This is a genomic window from Ruegeria sp. ABF4_144 (assembly GCF_056160045.1).
Genome location: NZ_JBSWWK010000003.1, coordinates 175,098 through 199,483, shown reverse-complemented (window position 1 = coordinate 199,483; position 24,386 = coordinate 175,098). Strand labels below are relative to the sequence as shown.

At 53.1% G+C, this 24,386-nt stretch carries 18 protein-coding genes and 1 pseudogene; 9 read left to right on the top strand and 10 right to left on the bottom strand.

The annotated features are described in order from the left end of the window. Positions 1 to 159: 159 nt before the first annotated feature. Positions 160 to 1,359, bottom strand: a complete 1,200-nt coding sequence (locus ACXAGD_RS21350; RefSeq protein WP_475214173.1) for an ROK family transcriptional regulator — start codon at positions 1,357 to 1,359, stop codon at positions 160 to 162. A gap of 186 nt (positions 1,360 to 1,545) precedes the next feature. Between ACXAGD_RS21350 and ACXAGD_RS21345 the strand changes: the two genes are divergently transcribed. From ACXAGD_RS21345 to ACXAGD_RS21325, 5 genes and pseudogenes are all read left to right on the top strand, one after another. Then, the gene (locus tag ACXAGD_RS21345; protein WP_475214172.1) at positions 1,546 to 2,565 is read left to right on the top strand and encodes a substrate-binding domain-containing protein; all 1,020 of its coding nucleotides are present in this window, start codon (positions 1,546 to 1,548) and stop codon (positions 2,563 to 2,565) included. A gap of 116 nt (positions 2,566 to 2,681) precedes the next feature. Further along, on the top strand, positions 2,682 to 3,752 hold the full coding sequence (locus tag ACXAGD_RS21340; RefSeq protein ID WP_475213833.1) for an ABC transporter permease: 1,071 nt from the start codon (positions 2,682 to 2,684) through the stop codon (positions 3,750 to 3,752). Further along, positions 3,728 to 4,534 (top strand): ATP-binding cassette domain-containing protein, encoded by an 807-nt coding sequence (locus ACXAGD_RS21335; protein ID WP_475213831.1) that lies wholly within the window; start codon positions 3,728 to 3,730, stop codon positions 4,532 to 4,534. The genes ACXAGD_RS21340 and ACXAGD_RS21335 overlap by 25 nt, the downstream gene beginning before the upstream one ends. Then, complete coding sequence (locus ACXAGD_RS21330; RefSeq protein WP_475213829.1) at positions 4,531 to 5,202, top strand: nucleoside/nucleotide kinase family protein; 672 nt, start codon at positions 4,531 to 4,533, stop codon at positions 5,200 to 5,202. The genes ACXAGD_RS21335 and ACXAGD_RS21330 overlap by 4 nt, the downstream gene beginning before the upstream one ends. Before the next feature lie 130 nt (positions 5,203 to 5,332). Then, positions 5,333 to 5,946: pseudogene (locus ACXAGD_RS21325) on the top strand (transaldolase family protein). Between the two features lie 200 nt (positions 5,947 to 6,146). On the opposite strand, the gene ACXAGD_RS21320 reads toward ACXAGD_RS21325, so the two are convergent. After that, positions 6,147 to 7,757: an arylsulfatase gene (locus ACXAGD_RS21320; RefSeq protein WP_475213827.1), complete on the bottom strand. Its 1,611-nt coding sequence runs from the start codon at positions 7,755 to 7,757 to the stop codon at positions 6,147 to 6,149. 161 nt (positions 7,758 to 7,918) lie between these two features. Between ACXAGD_RS21320 and ACXAGD_RS21315 the strand changes: the two genes are divergently transcribed. Beyond that, complete coding sequence (locus ACXAGD_RS21315; RefSeq protein ID WP_475213825.1) at positions 7,919 to 9,061, top strand: adenylate/guanylate cyclase domain-containing protein; 1,143 nt, start codon at positions 7,919 to 7,921, stop codon at positions 9,059 to 9,061. A 324-nt stretch (positions 9,062 to 9,385) separates the two neighbouring features. Then, complete coding sequence (locus ACXAGD_RS21310; protein ID WP_475213823.1) at positions 9,386 to 11,428, top strand: amidohydrolase; 2,043 nt, start codon at positions 9,386 to 9,388, stop codon at positions 11,426 to 11,428. Between the two features lie 422 nt (positions 11,429 to 11,850). Here ACXAGD_RS21310 and ACXAGD_RS21305 read toward each other — a convergent pair whose 3' ends face one another. The 7 genes from ACXAGD_RS21305 to ACXAGD_RS21275 form a co-directional block, all read right to left on the bottom strand. Further along, positions 11,851 to 12,606, bottom strand: coding sequence for an ABC transporter ATP-binding protein (locus tag ACXAGD_RS21305; protein WP_475213821.1), 756 nt, complete (start codon positions 12,604 to 12,606; stop codon positions 11,851 to 11,853). 9 nt (positions 12,607 to 12,615) lie between these two features. Next, complete coding sequence (locus ACXAGD_RS21300; protein ID WP_170429389.1) at positions 12,616 to 13,371, bottom strand: ABC transporter ATP-binding protein; 756 nt, start codon at positions 13,369 to 13,371, stop codon at positions 12,616 to 12,618. Positions 13,372 to 13,381: 10 nt separating this feature from the next. Beyond that, positions 13,382 to 14,587, bottom strand: a complete 1,206-nt coding sequence (locus ACXAGD_RS21295; protein ID WP_475213818.1) for a branched-chain amino acid ABC transporter permease — start codon at positions 14,585 to 14,587, stop codon at positions 13,382 to 13,384. Between the two features lie 3 nt (positions 14,588 to 14,590). After that, a complete protein-coding gene (locus ACXAGD_RS21290; RefSeq protein WP_475213816.1) occupies positions 14,591 to 15,622 on the bottom strand; it encodes a branched-chain amino acid ABC transporter permease in 1,032 nt (343 codons plus the stop codon). Between the two features lie 105 nt (positions 15,623 to 15,727). Beyond that, positions 15,728 to 17,074: a substrate-binding protein gene (locus ACXAGD_RS21285; protein ID WP_170463549.1), complete on the bottom strand. Its 1,347-nt coding sequence runs from the start codon at positions 17,072 to 17,074 to the stop codon at positions 15,728 to 15,730. 613 nt (positions 17,075 to 17,687) lie between these two features. After that, a complete protein-coding gene (locus ACXAGD_RS21280; protein ID WP_475213813.1) occupies positions 17,688 to 20,831 on the bottom strand; it encodes an efflux RND transporter permease subunit in 3,144 nt (1,047 codons plus the stop codon). A gap of 12 nt (positions 20,832 to 20,843) precedes the next feature. Next, positions 20,844 to 21,947, bottom strand: a complete 1,104-nt coding sequence (locus ACXAGD_RS21275) for an efflux RND transporter periplasmic adaptor subunit (RefSeq protein WP_475213811.1) — start codon at positions 21,945 to 21,947, stop codon at positions 20,844 to 20,846. Between the two features lie 144 nt (positions 21,948 to 22,091). On the opposite strand from ACXAGD_RS21275, the gene ACXAGD_RS21270 reads away from it, so the two are divergent. Further along, positions 22,092 to 22,733, top strand: a complete 642-nt coding sequence (locus tag ACXAGD_RS21270; protein ID WP_475213809.1) for a TetR/AcrR family transcriptional regulator — start codon at positions 22,092 to 22,094, stop codon at positions 22,731 to 22,733. Positions 22,734 to 22,975: 242 nt separating this feature from the next. On the opposite strand, the gene ACXAGD_RS21265 is transcribed toward ACXAGD_RS21270, so the two are convergent. After that, entirely contained in the window at positions 22,976 to 23,443 is a 468-nt protein-coding gene (locus tag ACXAGD_RS21265) for a cupin domain-containing protein (RefSeq protein WP_475213807.1), read from the bottom strand. 80 nt (positions 23,444 to 23,523) lie between these two features. On the opposite strand from ACXAGD_RS21265, the gene ACXAGD_RS21260 reads away from it, so the two are divergent. After that, positions 23,524 to 24,111, top strand: coding sequence for a TetR/AcrR family transcriptional regulator (locus tag ACXAGD_RS21260; protein ID WP_475213805.1), 588 nt, complete (start codon positions 23,524 to 23,526; stop codon positions 24,109 to 24,111). Positions 24,112 to 24,386: the final 275 nt, after the last annotated feature.

Here is a 24,386-nt window from a genome sequence, read left to right as displayed (position 1 = left end):
GCCCATTCTGCAGAGTTTAACGAACAGCTCATAACCGCCGTTCGGCAGTAGGTGATAAGCTTTCGACGCAGCATTTCAAAGCGACGTCCAAAGGTCGCGACCTAAAGCGTGACCACCGGTTTCTTCCTGCTGAGAAAACTTGACTGCAATGTGTTTTGCCTACATCCCCGAAAGCCCAGCATTGGTATTCAATAGAAATTGGCGGAATATTGGGCTGCTAGCCGCCCCAATGCCACGGGCGTTTTCCCCAACCGCTGCGGCTTCCACGACCGGAGGAATCAAACCTCGTTTATCTTGGTTGATTAAGTAACGGCGAACCCTTGCCACTAGCTCTTCCCTAACGTCAGGCGGGAACGCGCCATCGATGAAAATGGCCTCAAAGTCGATAACAGCGCAAATTGAAAGAGCGGCCTTGGCTAATTCTTGCGCCGTGGTGCCAATCCACGGCTCGACATAGCGAGAAATGCTACTCCAATCCTGCGGCTTGCTCCATAGAACTCCCGGGTCGACACCCGCTTCGATCAATCGGTCCTCGAGCAGAAACAGCGACGCAGTGTCGATCAATTGTTGGCTTTCACCCAAAGGACCCGTCGTGCGCATGGCACCCAATGCACCAGCATTGCCTTGGTTGCCTTCGAACACGGTGCCGTTCAGTGCAACACCGCCGCCGATCATTGAGCCAATAAAGAAGTAGAAGTAGTCACGGTATTCAGCCCCACGCCCATAGAGATGCTCTGCGTGGCATGCGGCTGTCGCGTCGTTGACCACAAAAACCGGCAAATCACTAAACTTGGCGACCTCGGAAAAGAAGTTCACGTTTCTCCAAGACCGGAATTTTTTAGCGGCAAGCCCAGACAGATCGTGCCATTTCCAGAGTTCGAATGGGGTTCCGATCCCGATCCCACAAATACGATCACGAAGCCTCTGAGGCTCCTGGGACAGAAGCGTTTCCAAACCAGACTCCAAAAAACCGAAAATGACCTCTGGAAGCGGATAGTCATAAGTCGTGGAAAGTTGGCGGCGCGGCGTGCCTGTAAAGTCAATCAAGAGCAGATCGGCGCTTCGCCGCCCTATCTTCATCCCAACCGACAAGATGCCTTCCGGGTTTAATTCCATAGGGATTGAGGGCTTTCCAACCTTCCCGCGCAGTGGGGTTCCACGCTTGAGAATCGCGTCCTTTTCAAGTTTGCGCAGAATGATTGATACAGTCTGAGGAGACAGACCCGTCAATCGCGCGACATCGGCGCCTGCGGCGGGCCCATGCCGTTGTAAAACGGTTAAAATTAGACGTTCGTTGTGATCGCGAACCCCGCTTTGACTTACCCCACCGGTCAGTGTGTTGAGCGCCTCTCTCTCCATAAGCCCGAACATAAACACCTTGTTTTCTTATGAAAAGGTGTCCAAGCAAATTAATAAATAAACTTTATTTATTTATTGACAGGAAGACCAGAATCACAGTTTCTTGAACTAGACCTTCATTGGAGGATGAGGGCGAGTCTTGTTGGCGTGCCATGCGAGGCATCAACAATTTTCTGGGAGGACTACATGAAAAATCTATTCAAGATTGCCGCATCTGCTACAGCACTTACGATGGCTGCTGCATCTGCTCATGCGGCCGGAGAAACCGTTTGTCTGATCACGAAGACAGATACCAATCCATTTTTTGTAAAGATGAAGGAAGGCGCGACGGCCAAGGCCGAAGAGCTTGGCATGACACTGAAGGCCTTTGCCGGTAAAATCGACGGCGACCACGAAACTCAAGTTCAGGCCATTGAAACTTGTATTCTCGACGGCGCAAAGGGAATTCTCCTGACGGCCTCGGACACAAGCTCGATTGTCCCCGCTGTTCAGCAGGCGCGCGATGCTGGCCTTCTAGTTATTGCTTTGGACACGCCGCTGAGCCCGATTGATTCCGCTGACGCAACCTTTGCGACAGACAACTACAAAGCTGGCCTGTTAATCGGGCAATGGGCGAAGGCAAAGATGGGCGACGCAGCGGCTGACGCCAAGATTGCGACGCTTGATCTTAACGTCAGTCAACCAACCGTGGACGTTCTCCGCAATCAGGGCTTCCTCGACGGCTTCGGTGTAGACCTTGCAGACCCCAATGTCATTGGCGATGAATCTGATGCACGATTAGTCGGCAGTGACGTGACCGACGGTAACGAAGAAGGTGGGCGCCGCGCCATGGAGAACCTTCTGGCCAAGGACGCGACGATCAACGTTGTTCACACGATCAACGAACCGGCAGCAGCAGGTGCCTATGAAGCTCTGAAATCCATTGGACGTGAAAACGATGTGCTGATCGTTTCGGTCGACGGCGGCTGCCCCGGTGTACAAAATGTGCAGGCCGGAGTTATTGGAGCCACAAGCCAGCAGTATCCGCTATTGATGGCTTCGCTTGGTGTCGAGGCTGTCAAGAAATGGGCTGAAGAGGGCGTAAAGCCTGAAAATACGCCCGGAAAAGACTTCTACGATACCGGAGTCGCGCTGATCACGGACCAGCCTGTCGAAGGCGTGGAATCGATTTCGGTCGCCGAAGGTTTGGAGCTCTGCTGGGGCTAAAGGAGACCTAATGTATGAGGCGCTCTCATGCGCCTCATCACTCCGTTCACCTGTAAACCGAAACTTCCTGTACACTCATCTCGTAGGCGTTACGCCGCCCGCGAATAGGGGGAGATATGTCCGAAGCAAACCAAAGAGCCCAGGAATTTGAATCCGCTGCTAACAGGACAGAAACTGTCGCGGAGTTTGAGGACCATCGGCGTGGCATATTGGGGAAGCTACAGCATCTTCTCCACGTCAACCCGTCCTTTGTGCCACTTATCGTTTTAGTAGGTGCAATGTTGATTTTCGGCCTGCTTTTGGGCTCAAAATTCTTCTCGCCATTTGCTATGACTCTGATCCTTCAGCAGGTTCAAATTGTCGGCATCGTGGCGGCGGCGCAAAGCCTTGTTATTCTGACAGCAGGTATTGATCTGAGTGTCGGTGCGATCATGGTTTTTTCTTCTGTGATCATGGGGCAGTTCACCTTTCGATACGGCATTCCAGTACCTATTGCCGTTATGTGCGGACTTGCAGTTGGAACCATGATCGGAGCGCTCAACGGCTGGCTCGTCAGCCGTGTTAAGCTTCCTCCGTTTATTGTCACACTCGGGATGTGGCAGATCGTTCTTGCGACAAACTTCCTGTATTCCGCGAATGAGACTATTCGCAGTCAGGACATAGAAGCCAACGCGCCCTTCCTTCAGTTCTTCGGAACCAAGTTCAGCGTCGGTGGAGCGACCTTTACTGTTGGCGTCATTTTCATGCTCGCCCTGATTTTTGTGTTGGCCTATGCACTTAAACACACAGCTTGGGGAAGGCATGTCTATGCCGTGGGTGACGATCCTGAGGCGGCCGAACTGTCAGGTGTAAACGTCCATCGTACACTCATGTCCGTCTATATGTTGTCTGGCCTGATCTGTGCCTTCGCGGGATGGGCTCTGATTGGGCGCATCGGATCAGTCTCGCCAACGTCCGGCCAATTGGCCAACATTGAAAGTATCACCGCTGTCGTGATCGGCGGCATCTCTCTATTCGGCGGGCGAGGCTCCATTCTGGGATCACTGTTCGGTGCATTGATCGTTGGCGTATTCACACTTGGACTGAGGTTGCTCGGCGCGGATGCGCAGTGGACCTTCTTACTCATCGGTCTTCTCATCATCGCAGCGGTCGCAGTCGACCAATGGATCAGAAAGGTATCGGGCTAATGTCAGACGCAACTCCAGTCGTCCAAGGCCGCGGGATTGTAAAGCGCTATGGCCACGTTACCGCCATTGACCATTCCGACTTTGAACTGCGGAAAGGAGAAATCCTTGCAGTAATCGGAGACAACGGCGCAGGCAAATCGTCCATCGTCAAGGCGATATGCGGTGCTACAATCCCGGATGAAGGTGAGATTCTGATCGAAGGAAGGAAGGTAAACTTTACCTCTCCAATCGACGCACGGAATATGGGTATCGAAATCGTCTATCAGCAGTTGGCCATGTCCCCTGCCCTTTCGATTGCAGACAACATGTTCATGGGGCGCGAGATCCGCAAAAAGGGCTTCATGGGCAAGTACATGCGTCAGCTAGACCGGCCAGCTATGGAAAAGTTCGCCCGTGAAAAGCTAACTGAGCTTGGGTTAATGACCGTACAGTCGATCAATCAGGCGGTTGAAACCTTGTCTGGTGGCCAGCGTCAAGGCGTTGCCGTTGCGCGCGCAGCCGCCTTTGCGACCAAGTTCATCATCATGGACGAACCCACAGCAGCTTTGGGCGTGAAAGAGAGCCGCAAGGTGCTTGAACTCATCCAAGACGTACGCGCACGCGGTATTCCGATCATCCTGATCAGCCACGACATGCCACATGTCTTCGAAGTCGCTGACCGAATCCATGTGCATCGGCTCGGTAAAAGGCTCTGCACGATTGATCCCAAGGATTACACGATGTCCGACGCCGTAGCGTTTATGACCGGCGCCAAAGAACCGCCAAAAGAAGACGCCGCGTGATCGAGCAGGATGCAACGCGCGTGTGCGAACTGATCTCCTCTCGGAGGCAGGTTGGGGTTCGGACGATTGTCGCAATCGCCGGCCCCCCTGCATCCGGAAAGTCGACCCTGGCAGAAACCGTTGTGCAATCGCTGAATGCACAACAGAGTTCGGCGGTTCCGTTAGCCGCGCTGGTGCCTATGGATGGCTACCATTTGGACAATCGTATACTTGAAGCGCGAGGATTGCTGGCGAGAAAAGGCGCACCAGAAACCTTCGATGCAATTGGGTTTTGCAATGCAGTCAAAGGGTTGAGATCCTCACAACATGCGTCCTTTCACCCCAAATTTGACCGTCAAATGGATTTAGCCATTGCCAACGCGATTGCGGTTCACCCGGAAACTCAGATTGTAGTTGTTGAGGGGAACTACCTTCTAATGGATAGCGAGCCGTGGAGAATACTGGCGGATGTCTATACCGTAACGGTTTTTGTCAGCCCAACTTTAAAAGAGCTCGAAAATCGGCTGCAACAACGCTGGATCGAGCATGGCTTTGACCCGCAAACCGCGTTGCAACGCGCAAAAATGAACGATCTGCCCAACGCTAAACGTGTCATTTGTGATAGCCGAAAAGCCGATCTTACGCTGAACCAGAACTACACTGAATTCGGGATCAGCTACGCGTTCTGAACCTGCGCACTGGCTTCAGCCAGCTATTAATACAGCACCTCTAGGCGAATTCAGGTGCACCCAATGTCACTCCATACGCGATGAGGAAACGTCCTGAAGTTTTTTTGTGGACACAGCAGAAGTAAACTAGATCAACGACCCGATAGGCTTCGGACTACTGGATCGCGCCAGCATCAATCCAAGCCTGGTTGCCGAGTCCGGCCGCGATTTCAAAGAGGTCGCTGCTGAAACTTGCACTCTGACGAATGCGCGGGTTTAGGCGGAAGTTGCAGTTTTGGACACTTCGGGAATGACTACAGAGGGAGTGCATCTAGCAGTCGCTGAAAACGTTGCTATCAAATTGCTGCTTACACTGGATGGGCTCAGAGCCTGTTAACATTTCAAAAAGCAAAGGAGCAGCACGAACGTCACACTCTGTTTCGCAGCCAATCAGGCACTCTTGGCCGCAAAAGCTAGCGCAACCAATGTATAGCCTTTCATTGGCAGATTGGACGACATCAATCTGGATGGGGTCGATCTCATCAGTGATATCCGGAGCATCTTCAACAACTTTGACATTGAAACTGAAATCACTGCAGCATCCATCAGAAGTCCCAATCACATAACTGAGGCTGCTTTGGCCGGTCAGACGTTGCTACGATACTTCCGCCCGTCATCCGCAAACTAGTCACGTATTCTCTGACCAACGCCGATATTGAACAGTTTCTTTTTGATTGGAGGTCTACAGGGCAACCAACTCTTTAGTGGGCTTTCACTTGACTGAAGCGGGATGACCTAGATCAGACCTTGAACGGCTGAGTAGCAAGGCAGTGTTTCGGGAACTAAAACTAAATGAGAGTCTTCTCAATTTGACAAACTGTCTGACTTTAGCGTGAAACGACCGCTTTGGGCTGGGGGCGGTCATTTACTTTGAGTACGGAGGTGGGAACCCTAGGTGAAACCAACTATCCCTCTGCTGTTTCAATTTTCCACGCCTCCAGCAGCCTCGGAAGCGCAACGTCCCAATCCATAACACCTGTCCGTTTGGCCCAATTATAGTATTGGCCAATCAAGTCTGCCTCCAGTTCGGCGTTGCTCCCTCTCAAATCAGTCAACTCCGTGCGGTCTGCTTCGATGTCATAGAGTTCCCAATCTTTTCCATGCTGTCTGACAAGTTTGAACTGACGTAGCCGCACCGCCGAATTTCCTTCATGTTCGAAAAAGATGGGCTCTTCTCGCGCCCAATCTTTGCCGTGGAACAAGTCCATCAATGACTGCCCTTGCATCGGCTGAATTTCGTGACCACCAACCTCACTTTGGTACTGGCATCCGGTTGCCTCCAAAATAGTAGGTAAAACATCAACGACATGGCAGGCGGCGTGCGCGTTTGCCCCAGAGACAAACTCTTTGGGCCAATGCGCTATAAGCGGCGTCGATATCCCACCTTCATGGACGTAGTGCTTGAACAACCGAAATGGCGCATTCGAGACATTTGCCCACGGTTTGTCATAGCTCTGATATGTCTGAGCACCACCCGGCATCACGTCGGGGCGGTTTCCCATTTCGATTGGGCGACCGTCATTTGTGGTGTCCGGGAAGAATTTTGCCCACCCGTCTTCCGCCATGAATTCCGCGCAGCCACCATTGTCGGACAGGAACAAAATCAAGGTGTCTTCAAACTGACCTAAACGTTTTAACGAGGCGATGAGCCTGCCTGTAGATTGATCCATCCGGTCTACCATCGCAGCATAGGTGGCCATCTTTCGTGCCTCCCAATCGGTATTCTGTTCGGTCTCCCAAGGATGAACAGCAACATCACGCGGAGATATTTCCCAGTTCCTCTGAAACAGGTTCATGCTGTTCATGGTTTCGTGTCGTGCGGTACGGATTGTGTCCCAACCGCCTGAATACACTCCGTCATAGCGAGCGATGTCCTCGGGATGGGCGTGTAGCGGCCAATGCGGAGCGGTATGCGCGAGATAAAGAAAAAAAGGCTGGTCGTCGGGTGTTTCTTCGATCATTCCAATCGCCTTGTCCGTGATCGCGTCGGTGAAATAGAAATCATCAGGGAATGTCATGACACGGCTGTCATCTTCGAGCATGTAGTGCGGCGAGAAGAAGTGGGTGACGCCATCGACGATCCCGTAGAAGCGATCAAACCCGCGCTGTCTCGGCGTCGGATGCTCAACATCTCCAACTCTCCAGCTATCAACTTCACGCGCCATGAAATCTCCGGCGACATGCCATTTGCCGGACATCAAGGTCCTATAGCCACCTGCACGTAGGTGCTCTGCTATGGTGGCGCTGTCATTACGCAAAAAACCCTGGTACGCGGGCGTTCCCAGATCTGCCCCCATGTGGCCCACGCCGGCGTTGTGCGGGTACAATCCTGTCAAAAGAGACGCCCGCGTAGGACAACAGCGGGCACAGTTATACATTGCCGTAAGCAGCACACCATCCCTTGCAAGGCCATCGATATTTGGTGTGCGTATTTCCGATCCGGTGGCACCCAAATCTGCAAAACCCAGATCATCGGCCAAGATCAATATCACATTCGGTCGTTTTCCTGTCGGCATTCAGAGGCTCCATCGCTGCACATTTGAGCTTACCTCACTATCGCAGATGATCTTGTCCCCAAGCGACCCGTCAACAGAGGGGTAGAGTCAAGGTTCTTTGACCATCATGTACAAGCGACTAGTTTGAGGACATGGCCTCCGTACGACAACTAACCGACTGGATGATAACTGAAGGACGCCGCTCAGGCGATCCGGTGAAAGTAGTTTCACATTTCTGCTCGTCCTTAATTGACGAAGGTGTGCCACTCTGGCGGGTGAATATCGGTCAGCGGTTCGCCAATCCGCTACTGATTGCATGGGGGGTCGTTTGGACACCTGATGGGACAGAAAGTTACGACGTAACTCATGAAACGATGTTGACAGAAGGTTATGTTGGCAGCTCATTTGAGTACATTCTGGAGCGCAGAAAACCTCTGCACAAAAGTCTGCTACAGCTGGATCCAAAGACTGAGCATTCATCGTATCTTGAATTCGCTGAGTTAGGTGGCACAGATTACTATGCGACTCTGATGTACTATGGCGATGAATCTCTGCACGGCTGCACATTTGTCACGCAGGAACCAGACGGCTTTTCACCGCAACATCTGGAATTGATTGAGGCAGCACTGCCTGCTCTGTCTTCCGCTTTGGAACCTGTCACGATGCGCAAGTCTGCCAAGGGGCTATTACGAACATATCTTGGCGATGGGCCCTCCGACGCCGTATGGAACGGGCGGATCAAGCGAGGCGAGCGAACGACCCTAGATGCAGTCGTCATGTTTTCTGATTTACGAGGATTCACGGCACTTTCAGAAGCCGCACCAGAGGCAGATGTTTTTGACGCGCTTAGCGTCTACTTTGATCTGGTTGTTCAATCTGTGGAAGATAACGACGGCGATGTTCTCAAATTTATGGGTGACGGTATTCTTTCGATTTTCACCATCGCAACTCAGGCTGGTTACGCCGGCCGATGCCGAATGGCTGCGCAAGCTGCACAAAGTGTATTGGCGGGTTTGACGGCTCTCAACCGTCACCGCTTTGATGCCAAAAAACCATCATTGGATGTTGGGATCGGGATCAATGTTGGGCAAGTCAGTTATGGTAACATCGGCAGTCCTGGAAGACTTGATTTCACGGTTCTCGGGGGCGCAGTGAATGTTGCCAGTCGGATTGAGGGTTTGACTAAATCTATTGGCCGAAGAGTGCTGGCAACATCTGCGATTGCAGACGCCTCCCCTGATCTGTTTTCCCCTTGTGGGTTTCACGAAGTTCGTGGTCTTACTCGTCCAATCGAATTGTTTTCTCTCGTCGAAGGAGAGATTTGATACTGTATTTTTTTGGCGGCATCGCAAAAAGCAGAAACCGGGTATTGGGCGCCAAGTGTCAAAAGGCTGGTTTGTCCCGCATTTCGGGGTTTGCAAAGCCCAACGATGAAGGCCCGGTTTGAGCTACGACTAAGCAATAGTGCTCGCTGCGGAGAATGAAAAATCTGAGTCCCAAGCGGTATTTGGCACTTGCCACAAAGCCCGCCCTACTATGATCGGGAAACCTTGGCGCGTATTCCAAGGTCGATTGGAATTTTCCATTCCTGGTTCGAACATCCTGATGCTAGGCTCAGACCAGCTGCATCTTATTGAGTATTTATAATTATGACCACACTGACTGTAACCCGCCGCACGGCAATGACCATCCTTGGCAGCGTGTCGATGATCGCGATTGCTAAGGCCAGTTCCAGTCATGCGGCCTCATCTTTGCAGGACTTTGGGAGCCAGCTCCAAACACTGCCGGAAATCACGGTTTACACAGCGCGGCGGGTCATCACTATGGTGGACAATGCCCCTGCCATCAACGCGGTAGCTGTCGTCGGAGACCGTGTTCTGGCTGCGGGTCCGCAAAAAGAAATTGTTGATAGGATCGGTTCGCAGCCCTATCGACTGGACGAGCGGTTCTCTGAAAAAGTCATCATTGCCGGTTTGATCGACCAGCACGTACATCCATTCCTCGCTGGATTGACCCTAACGTCCGAGATCATATCGATAGAAGATTGGAATATTCCGACCGGATTTTCAGACGCTGCTAAGAGCGAGGCGGACTATCGATCCCGTTTGAAGGCAGCCGAAGCGGCTATGGATGATCCTGACGCCCTGTTGCTGACATGGGGTTACCACCATTTCTTTCATGGGGAGATCAGACGAACGCAACTCGACGAGATAAGCAGCACGCGCCCAATCATCATCGTGCACCGATCGGCGCACGAGTTGATCTTTAACACACCGGCGTTGGAACTTCTGGGCATCACCCAAGAGTTCGTCGATAGCTTTGAGGGGCTCGCGCTTGAGCAATCGAGTTTCGAAGATGGATATTTCTTTGAGGCAGGAATGTTCGCCGTTCTTCCGGCGGTCGCACCGGTTCTTGCAACGCCAGAGCGTTTGGGGGCTGGTCTCAGGCTGGCGCGCGAATATATGCATCGCTCTGGCGTAACGGTTGCCGCGGAGCCGGGAGGGGTGCTGTCCCGGCCTCTTCAAGAGGTGACTAACGCTGTCTTTTCGGGGCCCGACGCACCGCTTCGAACGTATTTCATAGCTGATGGTAAATCACTTGCTGCCGCGCACTTCCAAAGTGGCTCCTTGATCGAGGAGACCGAAAAGCTGCTCGGTTGGGGAGAGGGCAAGACTGCTTTCATGCCAAAGCAGGTTAAACTCTTCGCCGATGGTGCCGTTTACAGTTTGGCCATGCAGGTGTCGGAGCCTTACATAGGAGGCGATTTCCATGGTGAGTGGATTATGCAACCAGACGAATTCAACCCGGTGTTTGATGCATATTGGGAGGCGGGCTATCAGATACATGTTCACCAGACCGGCGACCTTGCCGTAGATTTGATTTTGAACGCCGTTGAACGGAACATGCGTCAGACGCCACGCGCAGACCATCGAACCACACTGGTCCATTTTGGGTATGCTCGTGAAGATCAGGCGGATCGGATTGCCGAACTAGGCTGCATTGTCAGCGGAAATCCTTACTACGTTACCGCATTATCAGATCGATACAGCGAGCTTGGATTGGGTCCAGAACGTGCAGATGACATTGTGCCCCTTGGCCCAATCAAGGCCAACGGTACTCCTATCTCTTTTCACTCTGACGTGCCGATGGCCCCTGGCGAACCGCTATTCCTCGTATGGGCTGGTGTAAACCGGACGACCTTCTCTGGCCGCATCGCGGGTCCCGAACACCGCTTGTCGGTCGAAGACGCTTTGCGGGCCGTGACAATTGATGCGGCCCAATCCTTGCGATTGGAGGATGAGATTGGCTCTATCGCTCCTGGTAAGTTTGCGAACTTCACCATCCTTGAAGAAGACCCGTTTGAGGTCGAGGCGGGCAAGATAAAAGACATCGGTGTCTGGGGGACCGTGCTGGAAGGTGACGTTTTTCCCGTATCAGCCGACTTCGATCTCGACCGCGCGTCATTATCGCCGCCTAGGGATACCATAACTCCACCGACGAAGCCGCTATACGCGCTTGCTGACGTATCGGGCATCGCAAAAAAAGGCATGCTGGCCGGATGCTCATGTTGCGCTTCGCCTGTATCACAGTCGTGCACACCATCTGTGGCGGGACAAGTCTCGGCAGTCAGCTGTTGCGGGACCTACGCTTTGGGGTGGGCAGTTGTGTCCGAATGGGCCGCGAAAGCGTAGATTTTCACCTTGTTGAGCGCAGATTCAAACGACAGCATTGTTAAGTATCTCAGAGATTGCACGCTTCGGGCTGCGAACTACCGCATGCAAGTGCTGCATGCCTTTAACTTAGCGTGTTAGGTAAGGGCTCGAAGCGGTCGTTCGCTGTAACTCTCACTAACGACTGTTGTGCGGACAAAGCCGCCGGTAGCCGCACAGCAGCGTTCAAATACCTTCTAAGCGTCGCTCAGCGGACACAGTGAACAAAGAGACCTTGAAAAACTGGAATATCCGTCCGGCCTCAACTGCAAGGCTGCTTTCTCGCCCCATGGTTCCAGCTTTTCCATTTCACGCAAATCAGTAGACTAAATCTGAAGCAAACATGTGCTCTGGACACGATTTAAGCCTGCCTTATTTAGCTTGGTTGGTACGGAATACGCCAACTAGATCGCCAGATATTCCTCTCGAAGGTTGGTGTCCTCAAGCACCTCTTTCGCAGTGCCATCAAATACAATAGTCCCGGTATCTAGAATGATCGCACGATCTGCCAACTCCAAAGCGCGTACGGCGTTCTGCTCAACAATTATCGTGGTCATACCCTGTTGTTTAACGTGAATGAGGGTCTTTTCGATTTCATCAACAATGACAGGAGCCAATCCCTCATATGGTTCATCCAAAAGTAAGACCTTGATGTCCCTCGCCAAGGCTCTGGCGATTGACAGCATTTGCTGTTCGCCTCCTGAAAGTGTAATTCCCTCTTGTTTTCTACGCTCCCCTAACCTTGGGAACAACTCATAGAGCCGTTCCAGTGACCATCCGATTGGCGGGGCAATCTGAGCAAGCTGTAGGTTTTCTTCAACAGTCAGGCCGGGAATAATACGCCTATCTTCCGGTACGAGACCCAGGCCTACTGCCGCAGCTTCGTAGCTTGTCATGTTGTGTAGTGGCTTATGGTCTAGCCAGATTTCGCCATGTCTTACTTCAGGCTCTCCAACTCTCGCTATCGAACGAAGTGTTGAGGTTTTACCCGCACCGTTGCGCCCGAGAAGGGCGAGAATTTCGCCTTCATGCACATTAAAGCTGATCCCTTGTACAATATAGCTTTCGCCATAGTAGGAGTGCATGTCCCAAACCGAAAGAAATGCTGGCGCAGTGCTGGCCAAATTGGCGTTCTTCGAAAAGTCAGGTTTCTCGTTCATAGCTTTTCCTTACGCAGCCTCGCCCAAATAGGCTTCGCGGACTTTGGGGTTTCCGCGAATATTTTCCGGAGTGTCTTCAACCAAGGGTGTCCCCTGTGCCAAAACAGTGATGCGTTCGGCAAGGCTGAAAACTACATGCATGTCATGCTCGATGATTGCGATGGTGATGTCGCGCTCATCTTTAATCTGTTTTAGCAGGTCGATCGTGTTGTTGGTATCGGCACGCGCCATACCGGCCGTGGGCTCATCCAAAAGCAACAGGCGCGGATTTTGGCTTAGGCACATACCGATCTCCAGTCGCCGTTTATCCCCACGAGACAATGAAGCTGCGTGCATCTCGCGCTTGTCGGCCATGTTCATTTCTTCCAACATCGCTTCGGCCTGCTCTACAATTTGGCGTTCATTTGCGATGGTCTCATAGGCGTGCATTCTGAATGCCCCATCCCGCATTGCGAAAATCGGGATCAGCATATTCTCCATTACTGTCAGTTCGCCGAAAATCTCTGGGGTTTGGAAAACACGACTAATACCCATCTGATTGATTTGGTAAGGTTCAAGTCCCAAAACCGAGGCATTGTCGAATAAGACAGACCCGGTGTCTGGCATGAGCTTACCCACCAGACAATTCAGTAAGGTCGATTTGCCTGCCCCATTAGGTCCAATAATTGCGTGAACTGAGTTTTCCTCCACGTTGAGGTTCACATCCGTCAACGCTTTGAGGCCACCGAAGCGTTTGCTTATGTCTTTGACTCTGAGAATTGCCATGGTTCGCCCCTTACTCCGCCGGTTCCGTTTTTCCCGATGGTGCGTCATCGGAGCCTGTTTTCTTTTTCTTGATTCTATTCAGCAAGCGTTGGCCGCCTTCAACTAGACCGCCCGGCAGATAGATAACGACAAGCATGAACAGGATGCCCAGCGTCAGATGCCAGCCTTTGCCTATGAAGGGGTGGATCAGAAACACGACCGCGTCCTCCAACCCGTCGGGTAGGAATGCAAACCAACTATGCAGAACGTTGTCGTTGATTTTCGAGAAGATGTTCTCGAAATACTTGATGAAACCAGCGCCCAGAACCGGACCGATCAATGTGCCGGTGCCGCCCAGGATGGTCATCAAAACAACCTCACCCGAAGCTGTCCATTGCATGCGTTCGGCCCCTGCCAAGGGGTCCATAGCTGCCATCAGGCCACCGGCGAGACCGGCATACATTCCAGAGATAACAAAGGCAGCTAACGTATACGGCTTTGAGTTCAGGCCCGTGTAGTTCATCCGTTGCTGGTTCGACTTCACCGCGCGCAGCATCATGCCAAACGGCGAACGGAAGATGCGGATCGCCAGATAAAAGACCACCATCATTATCACTGCGCATAGGTAGTAGCCCGCATTAAAGTCAAAGCTCCAAGCGCCCAGATCCATCGTATAGGTCGCGCGCATGGGTAATCCAAACAGGTGCGGCAGGTCCGGTGAATTCGCGCCCTGCAGGATTTGTGGATCGTCCGCATAGACCTGCAGACCGGTTTCCCCGTTGGTCAGGTTAAACTTGGGGTTCGAGAGCACCGAATAGGCCAGCGCGAAACTCATCTGCGCGAAGGCCAGCGTCAGGATCGAGAAATAGATGCCCGACCGGCGCAGGCTCACAAAACCGATCAGCAGCGAGAACAGTCCAGCGACAACCACACTTAGCGCAATGGCCGGAATGACGTTATAGCTGAGCAGCTTGAACATCCACACGGCCGAATAGGACCCAACCCCAAGAAAGGCCGCGTGGCCAAAGGACAAGTATCCGGTCAAACCGAACAGGATGTTGAACCCGATGGCAAAGATGCCAAAGATCACGAAACGCTGCATCAGATCCGGATAGCCCGCGTTGAACTGCGCCATGGCGCTACCCTCGGGGAACGGGTTCAGGATGAAAGGGGCCAGCAAAGTCAGAAGCGCGACGATGATCAGCAGGCTGGTGTCTTTTTTGTTCAGTCCCAACATTGATTATTCCTCCATCACGCCTTTACGCCCCATCAGCCCGCGTGGGCGCGTCAGCAGCACGATGATGGCGACAAGGTAGATGATGATCTGGTTGATGCCCGGGATCGTTGTCGTAGCCCAAGTGGTCGAGGCAAAGCTTTCGAGAATACCAAGAAGGAACCCGGCCAAAACCGCACCAGGCAATGAACCCATGCCCCCGACGACGACAACAACAAAACTCAGCACAAGGAAATCCATGCCCATGTGGTAGTTGGGCGGATTGAGCGGCCCGTACATTACACCGGCCAAACCTGCCACCGCTGCAGCGATGCCGAACATGATAGTAAAGCGGCGATCGATGTTGATGCCCAGCAATCCTACGGTTTCGCGGTCCGCCATCCCTGCCCGCACGACCATTCCAAAGGTGGTGAATTGCAGGAACGAGAATACAGCCCCGATAATAGCCACGGCAAACCCAAAATAGACCAACCGCCAGATCGGGTAGATAATTGCGTTCGGATCAAAACCTATCATGGTGCCAAGGTCGACCGATCCGCTCAGCGCATCCGGCGGCGGGGTCTGGATCGGGTTCGCGCCGAAGAAGTACTTAACGATTTCCTGCAGAACGATCGCCAGGCCAAATGTCACAAGGATCTGGTCCGCGTGCGGGCGCTTGTAGAAATGCTTGATCAGCCCTCGCTCCATCACATATCCGACCAGCAGCATGATCGGGATTGCGAACAGAATGGCCAGCGGTACAGACCAATCGATGATTGTTGCTCCAACCTCCGGCCCGAACCAGGCTTCGATGTAAGGTGTTTCCACCTTCAACGGATTGCCAAGAAAATCGGTCTGGGATTCATCAACGGTTTCGAAACTCAGATTCATGAGTTTCTGCAACGTTACGGCGCAGAATGCCCCAATCATGAACAAAGCCCCATGGGCAAAATTCACGACGCCCAGGGTTCCGAAAATTAGTGTCAGCCCCAGGGCAATCAGGGCATAGGCCGATCCTTTGTCCAGACCGTTCAGAATTTGCAATAGGATGGCGTCCATTGGGCCCACCTCAGGTCTATTCAGCTTGTTTTTGAAGCGCGGCAGGAACAACCCTGCCGCGAGGGTCTGGCAGCCTACTCAGCGGCCAGACTAAGGCACAAAGCCTTATGCGCCCGGGTTGCACTCACCAAGGCTACCGCCAGCAAACATCGGATGCTCCGGATCATATTCCACTTGTGCGCGCGGAGTGATCTCGACGATTTCCAATGTGTCATAAGCGTTAGTCGGGTTCTCATTGCCCCTAACAACCAGTACATCCTTAAAGCACTGGTGATCTGCACCACGATACCAGGTCGGACCGTTGCCCAAACCGTCGAACTCGAAGTCTTCCAGAGCTTCGACAACACCGCAGGGGTTAAAGGTGCCCGCACGCTCAACCGCATCTGCATACAACAGCACTTGCGCATAGCAGGTCTGAGCCGAGTTTGACGGTGGTTTACCATACTTCTCACCAAAGGACTTAACGAAAGCTTTGGTGCCCTCGTCCTGCAACTGCCAGTTCCAATTCATCGAACCCAGCACGCCCTTGATGTTTTCGCCCGCGCCCGCGGCCATTAGTTCGGAGTACAGCGGCACGACGATCTTGAAGTCCTTGCCGTTGGCCACTTTGTCGAGCAGGCCGAACTGGATCGCGTTCGTCAGCGAGTTTACCATGTTGCCGCCATAGTGGTTCAGAACCAGCACGTCCGCGCCCGAGTTTAGGACCGGAGCGATGTAGGATGAAAAGTCCGTCGACGCCAGCGGTGTCTTGACCGTGTTGACCGTTTCCCATCCCAAGGCTTCGGTCGAGGCGACGATCGACTCTTCCTGAGTCCAGCCCCAGTTGTAGTCGGCGGTCAGGTGATACGCGCGACGTTCTTTGCCCATCTCGGCTGCCAACACAGGCGCTAGCGCGGCACCCGACATGTAAGCGTTGAAGAAATGGCGGAACCCGTTGGCTTTCTTGTCCTTACCGGTGGTGTCGTTGGCGTGGGTCAGACCCGCCATAAAGATCACGCCGGCCTCTTGGCACAGACCCTGAACCGCAACGGCAACGCCCGAAGACGACCCACCGTTGATCATGATCGCACCGTCTTTTTCGATCATCGACTTGGCCGATGCCCGCGCGGCGTCCGATTTGGTCTGGGTGTCGCCGGTAACGAACTCGACCTTCTTGCCGAGAATACCGTTACCCTTCAGCGCCTTCGACGTGAAGGTGTTCAAACAACCGCCATCGCCCTCGCCGTTGAGATGCTCAACCGCCAACTGTTGCGCCAGTAGCTCATCATTGCCTTCTTCGGCATACGGGCCAGTCTGCGGAACGTTGAAACCTAGGGTTACAGACCCTCCGGTTGGTTCGTTGGTAAAAGCAGCAGCCGACGAAGCCGTAAAGATCGTAGGCAGGGCCAGACCGGTACCTGCAACGGCACCAGACTTCAACACGCCGCGGCGTGTGACAGATTTATTGGTCATTAATTCCTCCCATTTCTTTTTCTTTCGTCGTTTGGCTCCTCTTCCAGCAGACGAAAGCGCACTTATGTGCAAATCAATAATGGAAAGCCGATAGAAAATTTCACAACAAATTACTGGATTTGAAATAAAATTTTGTAAACTCTTTCACCATTCGTGTCAGTTTGTGTAAATATTCTGCGGCCTTGAAGTATTAATTCTTCATATTCCATATAGTTAAATGCAAAACGCTGACCTTAATACTTTTGTGTGAATGGTATCGTCCGCTTTTGTGGGCAGACACTGAGGTTAATTCGCAAGTGTAAACCAGCATTTTCTGTTCCAATTTGACACTAGACATTCTCAGACACTGGATGCCCACGGGCAAGGGAGCCTTTTTTACTATTTGTTAGCTTTGGCTTCGAAGCGGTCGTTCGCTGCAACTCTCACCAACGACTGCTGTGCGGACCTAACTCCAATTCGCTGCCAGGCAGCATTCTGACTTTGGGATGTCAGAGATGCGCAGAATCCAGACATTGCAAAGTCCGGCGTGCCTCCCAAAGCAGAACCTGAACCTTGTTTCGAACAACGAGGACTTTGAAACAAATCAACTCGCAAGGAGAAGTAGTCTCAACTCTCATTCCGCCACAAGCGCGACAGTCGCTTCCGGAGGCTGGGAATGTTGGTTGTTTGCCTCGAGCGATCTGCCGAGCTTTCCACGATGTACCAAAGCGAACACTGGCGGAGTGAAATAAAAGGATACGACAGTCGACAACAGTACGCCTCCGGCGATTGCAACGGCGAATGGCGGCCAAAACGCACCGCCGCCAATAATCAGGGGTAGGAAGCCGCCAAAGGTTGTTAACGTTGTCGAGATGATGTGTCGACTTGAACCAGTTACAACACGCGCCATGGCCGCTCGGTCGCCTTGGCTTGCGTCAGGGTCTTGTTGCAACCCGGTTAGAATTATGATCGCCGCGTTGATCGAAACCCCGATTGAGCCGATGACCCCGATGATTGCCGTTATTCCAAACGGGAATTGCATGACGGCCAGCGACAGCATTGAAAGGCCTGCGGACAACACGCAAACGGCCAAGGTCACAAGGGTCAGCCGGAACGAGTTAAAGGTCAGCACGATGGTCGCAATGGAGAGTGTGACGATCAACCCGACTGAGGCGAGCAAATTTCCCACGGTATTAGATCGCGCATCACTGTCGCCGCCCAGGGACATCGCATAGCCTTGCGGCAACACAAACCCGGACGCATCAAGCGCTTCTAGTACGTCCTGCAACGCTTCTTCGGGTAAAACACCGGGTACGATAAACGCTTGGATAGTGTTTTCGCGCACGCCATCCGTTCGGGTTATTACGCTCTCCGCAGGTTCGATTACCGGTCTGGCTAGTTCCGACAACGGCACAGCAGGGAAAACACCAGTGGCGGATATGGCGGCAGCGTTCGGCAGCAGAATGGGCATACTTACAATGGCGCTTAGATCTGATCGCACCTCGTCACCTAAGCGAACGCGAACTGGCAACTGTTCGGTCCCTTCGATCAGTGATCCACCAGTGATGCCAACAAGCGCCGTATCCAGCTGACCAGCTATGTCCGCTACGTCCAGCCCCAGCAGACGGGCTTTTACCTCATCAATCTCAAACCGGATTTGAGGGTTGCCGCCGTTCACGCTGGCGCGCGCCTGCGTCACTAGGTCGAGATTGGCCATAACTGAACGTACCTCGTCGCCCAGATTGCGCAAAACCGTGATGTCCTGCCCCTGAATTTTGACTTCAACCGGTGCGGCGACCGGAGGGCCCTGAACAAGATTGCGAACGATGATTTGCGCGTCTGGAAAATCGATATCCAGACGGCTCTGCAGCGCTCCGACAAGGCGGCCAGCGTCGTCAGCCGTGTCGGTCGTGATCATGGCCTGTGCAAAACCGGGCTCGCGAGAACGGTTGCCAACGATGTTGTAGTAGAATGCAGGACCGGACTCTCCGACTGTCCAATAGACACTCTTAACGCCGTCATCGGCCAGCAGCATTTCGTCAATCTGGCGGGCCGTTGCTTCGGTGGTGGCAATTGAAGTTCCACCCGGCATGTCGACCTCGATATAGAATTGGTTTCGGTCGACGCCCGGGAAGAATTGCGCGGTCAGCGTTGGAAAGGCAGCAAAGCCAAGCACGGGCAAGACCAATGCCAGCGCGATGGATCGCACCGGATTAACGACTGACAACCGAATTGAGGCTTCAAACAACCGGGCAAGCGGCGGGATGCTGATACCGCGGCTCAGCATTCCTGCGTCTGGGCGATCAGACAGTAACCAGCCAGCAACCGCCGGAGTCACCGTCAAGGCCACAACAAGCGACCAAACAAGCATAAGCACGACGGCGATCGCGATGGCACCGACGAAGTCGCCGGCGGGTCCCGGCAGCAAGATCATCGGTGTGAAGGCAAGCGCCGTTGTGACGGTCGACGCCAGCAAAGGGGCTGCCAACCGACGAACAGCATCCCGCACCGCTACAAGCCGCTCCATCCCATCCTGCAAACGGCGCCGAATTTCATCGGTCATCACGATGGCTGCGTCAACGAGCAGACCGAGGGCAACAATCAGGCCAGTCACGGACATCTGATGAATTGGCAATCCAATCATGTTCATCGTCGCCAGAGTTGCCAATGAGACAACCGGTAACACCAAAGCCACAATCGCAGCTGCCCGAACCCCCAACGTAACAAACAAAACTGCCACGACCAGAACGACACCAATGGCCATGTTGATCCCAACCTCTGACAAACGATCTGTCGTGTACTGGCTTTGATCAAACAGCAGTATTTCCTGCATGCCCAAAGGTACTGATGCAGCGCCGGCGTCAAGCTCATCCCGAAGAAAGCCTGTCCAGCGGTCGATCTGTACGCCGTCCTGCGCCAGTACCCCTACCAAAACGGCGGGCCGTCCGTTTGCAAACGCGATTGACGACTGCGGTTCGCGCCCGCCGCGGTCTACGCTAGCAATATCTCCGAGCTGCACCACGGCACCTTCTGCGTTTTCACGCAGGACGATGTTCCGAATGCGGTCCAAAGTCTGAATTTCACCGCTGATGCCTATGGTCAGGTCGACATCGGATTGCAGCCGCCCAGACTGAACCTTTCCATCTGCTTCGGCGATCCGCTGGGAAATCTCGGCAGCGCCAAGCCCAAGCGCAGCGGCCTTGTCCATATCGACACTTACGAGCACCTCTTCTTCCGGCTGACCGAAGTAGTCCACTGCTCGCGTCACAGGTATCGCGCGCAATCTGTCACCCAATGCTTCGGCATGACGCGACAGCAGAGTTAACGGAAAGTCTGGATCCTCGGCCGCAACTGCAATGACAGCGGAATAGGCAGAAATCCCCTCAGCATCGAATTCCGGCGGCGACACTCCAGTCGGAAAATTCTGCCGAGCATCTTCAACGGCATCCCGAGCCTCGGCCCAAACCTGCTCAATGGTGGCTTTGTCCAGCGTTTCCAGCAATTCTACCGAAACGACCGACACGCCCGAGCGAGATACTGAACTGATCTCATCCACTTCGGCGATTTTTCGCAGCTCTTCTTCGATTTCTGCAGTAACCAGCGCTTCCACCCGTTCCGGGTCTGCACCCGGGAACTGCGTCGTCACAGTGGCGAAGAGGTTGGTGATCGTTGGGTCTTCCTGCCGCCCCAGCGATAGGAACGAAGACAGACCAGCAGATACAAGCACCAAAATGATGAGTGCAACCAGCCGGGGATGGCGAAAGGTAAGAGTTTCCATCAGATCGCTCCGTTACTCGCCAGTATTGAATGCGACGCGCTGTCCGACAGTAACGCGCTGCGGTCCTTGGTCGATCAGAACAGTACCCTCTGGAAACGCACCACGTACGAAAACCCGGTCATCTTCGGCATGCAGCACTTCGACCGTTGCTAAGCGCACAATCTTCTGTGCGTCGGCTACCAGCAGTGTCCATTGCCCACGCGTACCTTCCTTCAAGGATGTCGTGGGCACCCAGGTTCCCGCACTATGGACAGGATCAATTACATGCACACGAGCGGTTTGTCCGAAGGTAACGTTGGGTCCGTTCCTTAGATCGAAAAGTGCGGTTCTGGTGCGGGTTACCGGGTCAATATCGGGCCGCAAGGTTACAATGTCAGCCCAATAGCCTTGACCCCCGATCTCGATTTCAACATTGGACAGCAGCGCCGGGTCAACGTCGAGCGGGATACCAATCCGAACTTGCGGTGACACAACTTCGACCATGCCGAGCACCAATTCGCCCGAACGCAGAGTTTCCCCGCCGTCCACGTGACGAGCGGTTACTTGACCAGAAAAAGGAGCCAAGATGCTAGATTTCTTGATCCGAACGGTTACGTCCCGCAGCGCTGCATCCAGCTCCCCAATTCTGGACAGCAATTCATCTTGTCGGGAAACTGCCTCATCCAGACGGGCTTGACTGGTAAAGCCCTGTTCGATGAGTTTAGCGTTTCGCTCGACCGTTTTCTTGGCAAATGAAAGCTGGGCTGCAATGGCATCACGTGATGCTGTCAAACGGTCGCGTTCGACTTCAAACAGAGCTACGTCCAACGTTGCGAGAAGTTGGCCCTTAGCAACCTCGTCACCCTCATCCACCAGAATTTGATCAAGCGTCCCATTCAATTCGAAAGAGATATCTGCCGAACGCTGAGGTTCGACCTGACCTATGAACACACGGTCGACTGTGTAGGCGTCCTCCGATGTGATTGGTGTAGCGGAGACCGGTGTCACTGCGGCCGCTTCCGGCGAGGGAACAGCATCTGCCCTGCGAGTTAGCTCGGACGTGCCGAAGTAAACTGCAGTCACTGCGGCGGCTATAAAGCTGACGGTCACCCCAAGACGCAAGGTACCGCGCAGCATACGCGTGAATAGGTTAGGCTTGGTTGCTTCATTTGATAAATTCGCGGGACTCGACATTTGGGGGCCTCATCAAGTTAGCGTCTCTAACATATGTTAGAAGTTCTTACTTTGACAAGGGATACGTGATCTGGCACATGTTGGATCATGAGCAGCACTGAAAAAAGTCTTTCAACAACAAGCCAGGCGACCGGTCATTCAGTGAGCAGGAAAGCCTACCATCACGGCGATCTCCGCGCTGCGCTGATCGAAGCAACCCGACAGTTGGTTGAAGAGAAAGGACCGGACAGTTTTTCCGTATCCGAGGCTTGCAGGCGGGCTGGCGTCTCGACTGCGGCACCTTACAAACACTTCAAAGACAAGACAGAAATGTTGGTCGCGACTGTTCTGGAAGGAATGGATCGGCACCGAAACAAAATGCTTACTGCGCTGCAGGGCGTACCTGAAGGATCTCCTGAACGCATTACTGCCATCGGGATGGAATATGTTGACTTCGCCTTAAATGAGCCCGGGATCTTCAGACTGAAATTTGGCGGCTTCACAGACCGCATCGCGGATCCCCTGCTGGAGGAAGGCGGCCAGCAAAGCTTTGCGATTCTGCTAGCTGAGGTTGCAAAATGTCTCGGTGAACCGGGAATCACAGACGAAGTTCGCCGCCGCGGTTTTTTGTTATGGAGTTTCGTGCACGGGTTGTCGTTTATTCTGCATGACAAAGGACTTGCGGACAAAGGAGGAGAGTTCGACTTACGTACCCTTCTCGAGGACGTTTCAGAAAGAATGCTCAGATGATCGTTCTCGAGCCAAAACAAACGCGGCTGACCTTTGATGGCTGACAAGCTAAAGCAGTAAATCGCCTACGCCCATACGACTGCTTTGGTTCAAGCAAAGGGCACTCACGGAAAGCGCAGCAAATGTCCGCTAACCAGCGCCGCAAGGTCTCGTCGTGAATGTCGGCTTCAGATTGAGCTAGCAGTACCAGGCGGGTTTTAAGCAGAATCTTTAGTCCAAAGCCTCCGTTTCGCAACCCGGAGTTATGCATCCGCTGGCGCCAGGATAGTCATGCCCACTCGACCTGCCACGGCCATGATCGACGGAATGTCTGGTGGGCCATCTGGCGCCGGGATGTCTGTCGTTCCGTCAGGCATCGCCTCTCCGGCTTCAGTAAAGAATATGTCATGCATCGCCCCGGGGGCATTGATGCATAGTAACCGGCCAGGCTGTTCCCCGGTACAAGTAAAAGCGTGCACTGCGCCGTCCGGGACTTTGACGAAGTCACCACCTTTGACATTGACCGTCTCCCCATTCAAAAAGAACTCGAATTCACCATCGAGCACATAAAAACTCTCGTCTTCGCCGGCATGATGATTGGGCGGCGCACCGGCACCCGGCGCCGTTTTTATCTCAACGATTGTGCAACGATCTCCGGTCTCACTAGGAAAGGCGTGAAAGGTCAAAAGGTTCCCAAGAAGATGATAAACTCGCGGGCGAGGTTCAGTCATTGCTGCGACTCCCTTTACTTGAAACACACTACTCTTATGATACATATATCCACTTATGAGACAAGTGTATCACAAAAGGCTTGGAATTGGCGCCTCGAACAAATCAAATCAACCGAACGCGCGAAGCACTTCTTTCCGCTGCTCGTGACCTGATGTCGGAAGGCAAGGAAGTCACGCTGGCAAGAGTCGCTGAACGGGCCAAAACCAGCCGTGCGACAGTCTATCGTTACTTTTCTGATCCAAGTGTCTTGGCTTTGGATGCGACGCTTGATCTTGACGTCATTCCGACGTCAGAACTTCTTGAGGGATTGGATGACGCCAGGAGCCGTGTACATGTCGTCGCCCGCTACTATCTGGATTTTTCTCGGGTTCATGAGGCGCACTTCCGGCAGTTTCTGGCTGAATCACTCAAGGCATCACTTGAGGATGGAACTGTCAAAATGCGTGGCGCCAGAAGAGTGGCGGCTTTTTCGGAAGCACTTGCGCCAGTTCACTCATTAATGAAACCGAAGGAAATTGACGACCTGGCGAAGCGATTATCTATGACGACGGGCATGGAGCAACTTATCATTCTTGAAGATATTTTGCGTGTGGAAGAAGCAACTGGTTACCTACTTCAGGAAGGGTTGGTTGATGCACTGTTGGATCGATATTTGCCAAATGACTGAGGCAAAACTCAGATGCCTACTTTATCCTTAAACTGCTAGAAAAAAGGCACCAGTTTAACGTCCGCTTTGGGCTGCGACCTACCGAATGCAAGTGCTGCCTTATTTTTAGCGTGGTAGGTGTGGGCACATTGCAGCCGTTCTTTGTGTGGTAAATGAAGGACTGCTTATTAAGTGTTCGGTCAGAAAGTCACGGATACTGGAGTCTCAAAAATTCAAAACTCTAAGTAGCTGATTTTGTTGGAACCGTAGTCTCACCATTGAGGTGATCCGACAGG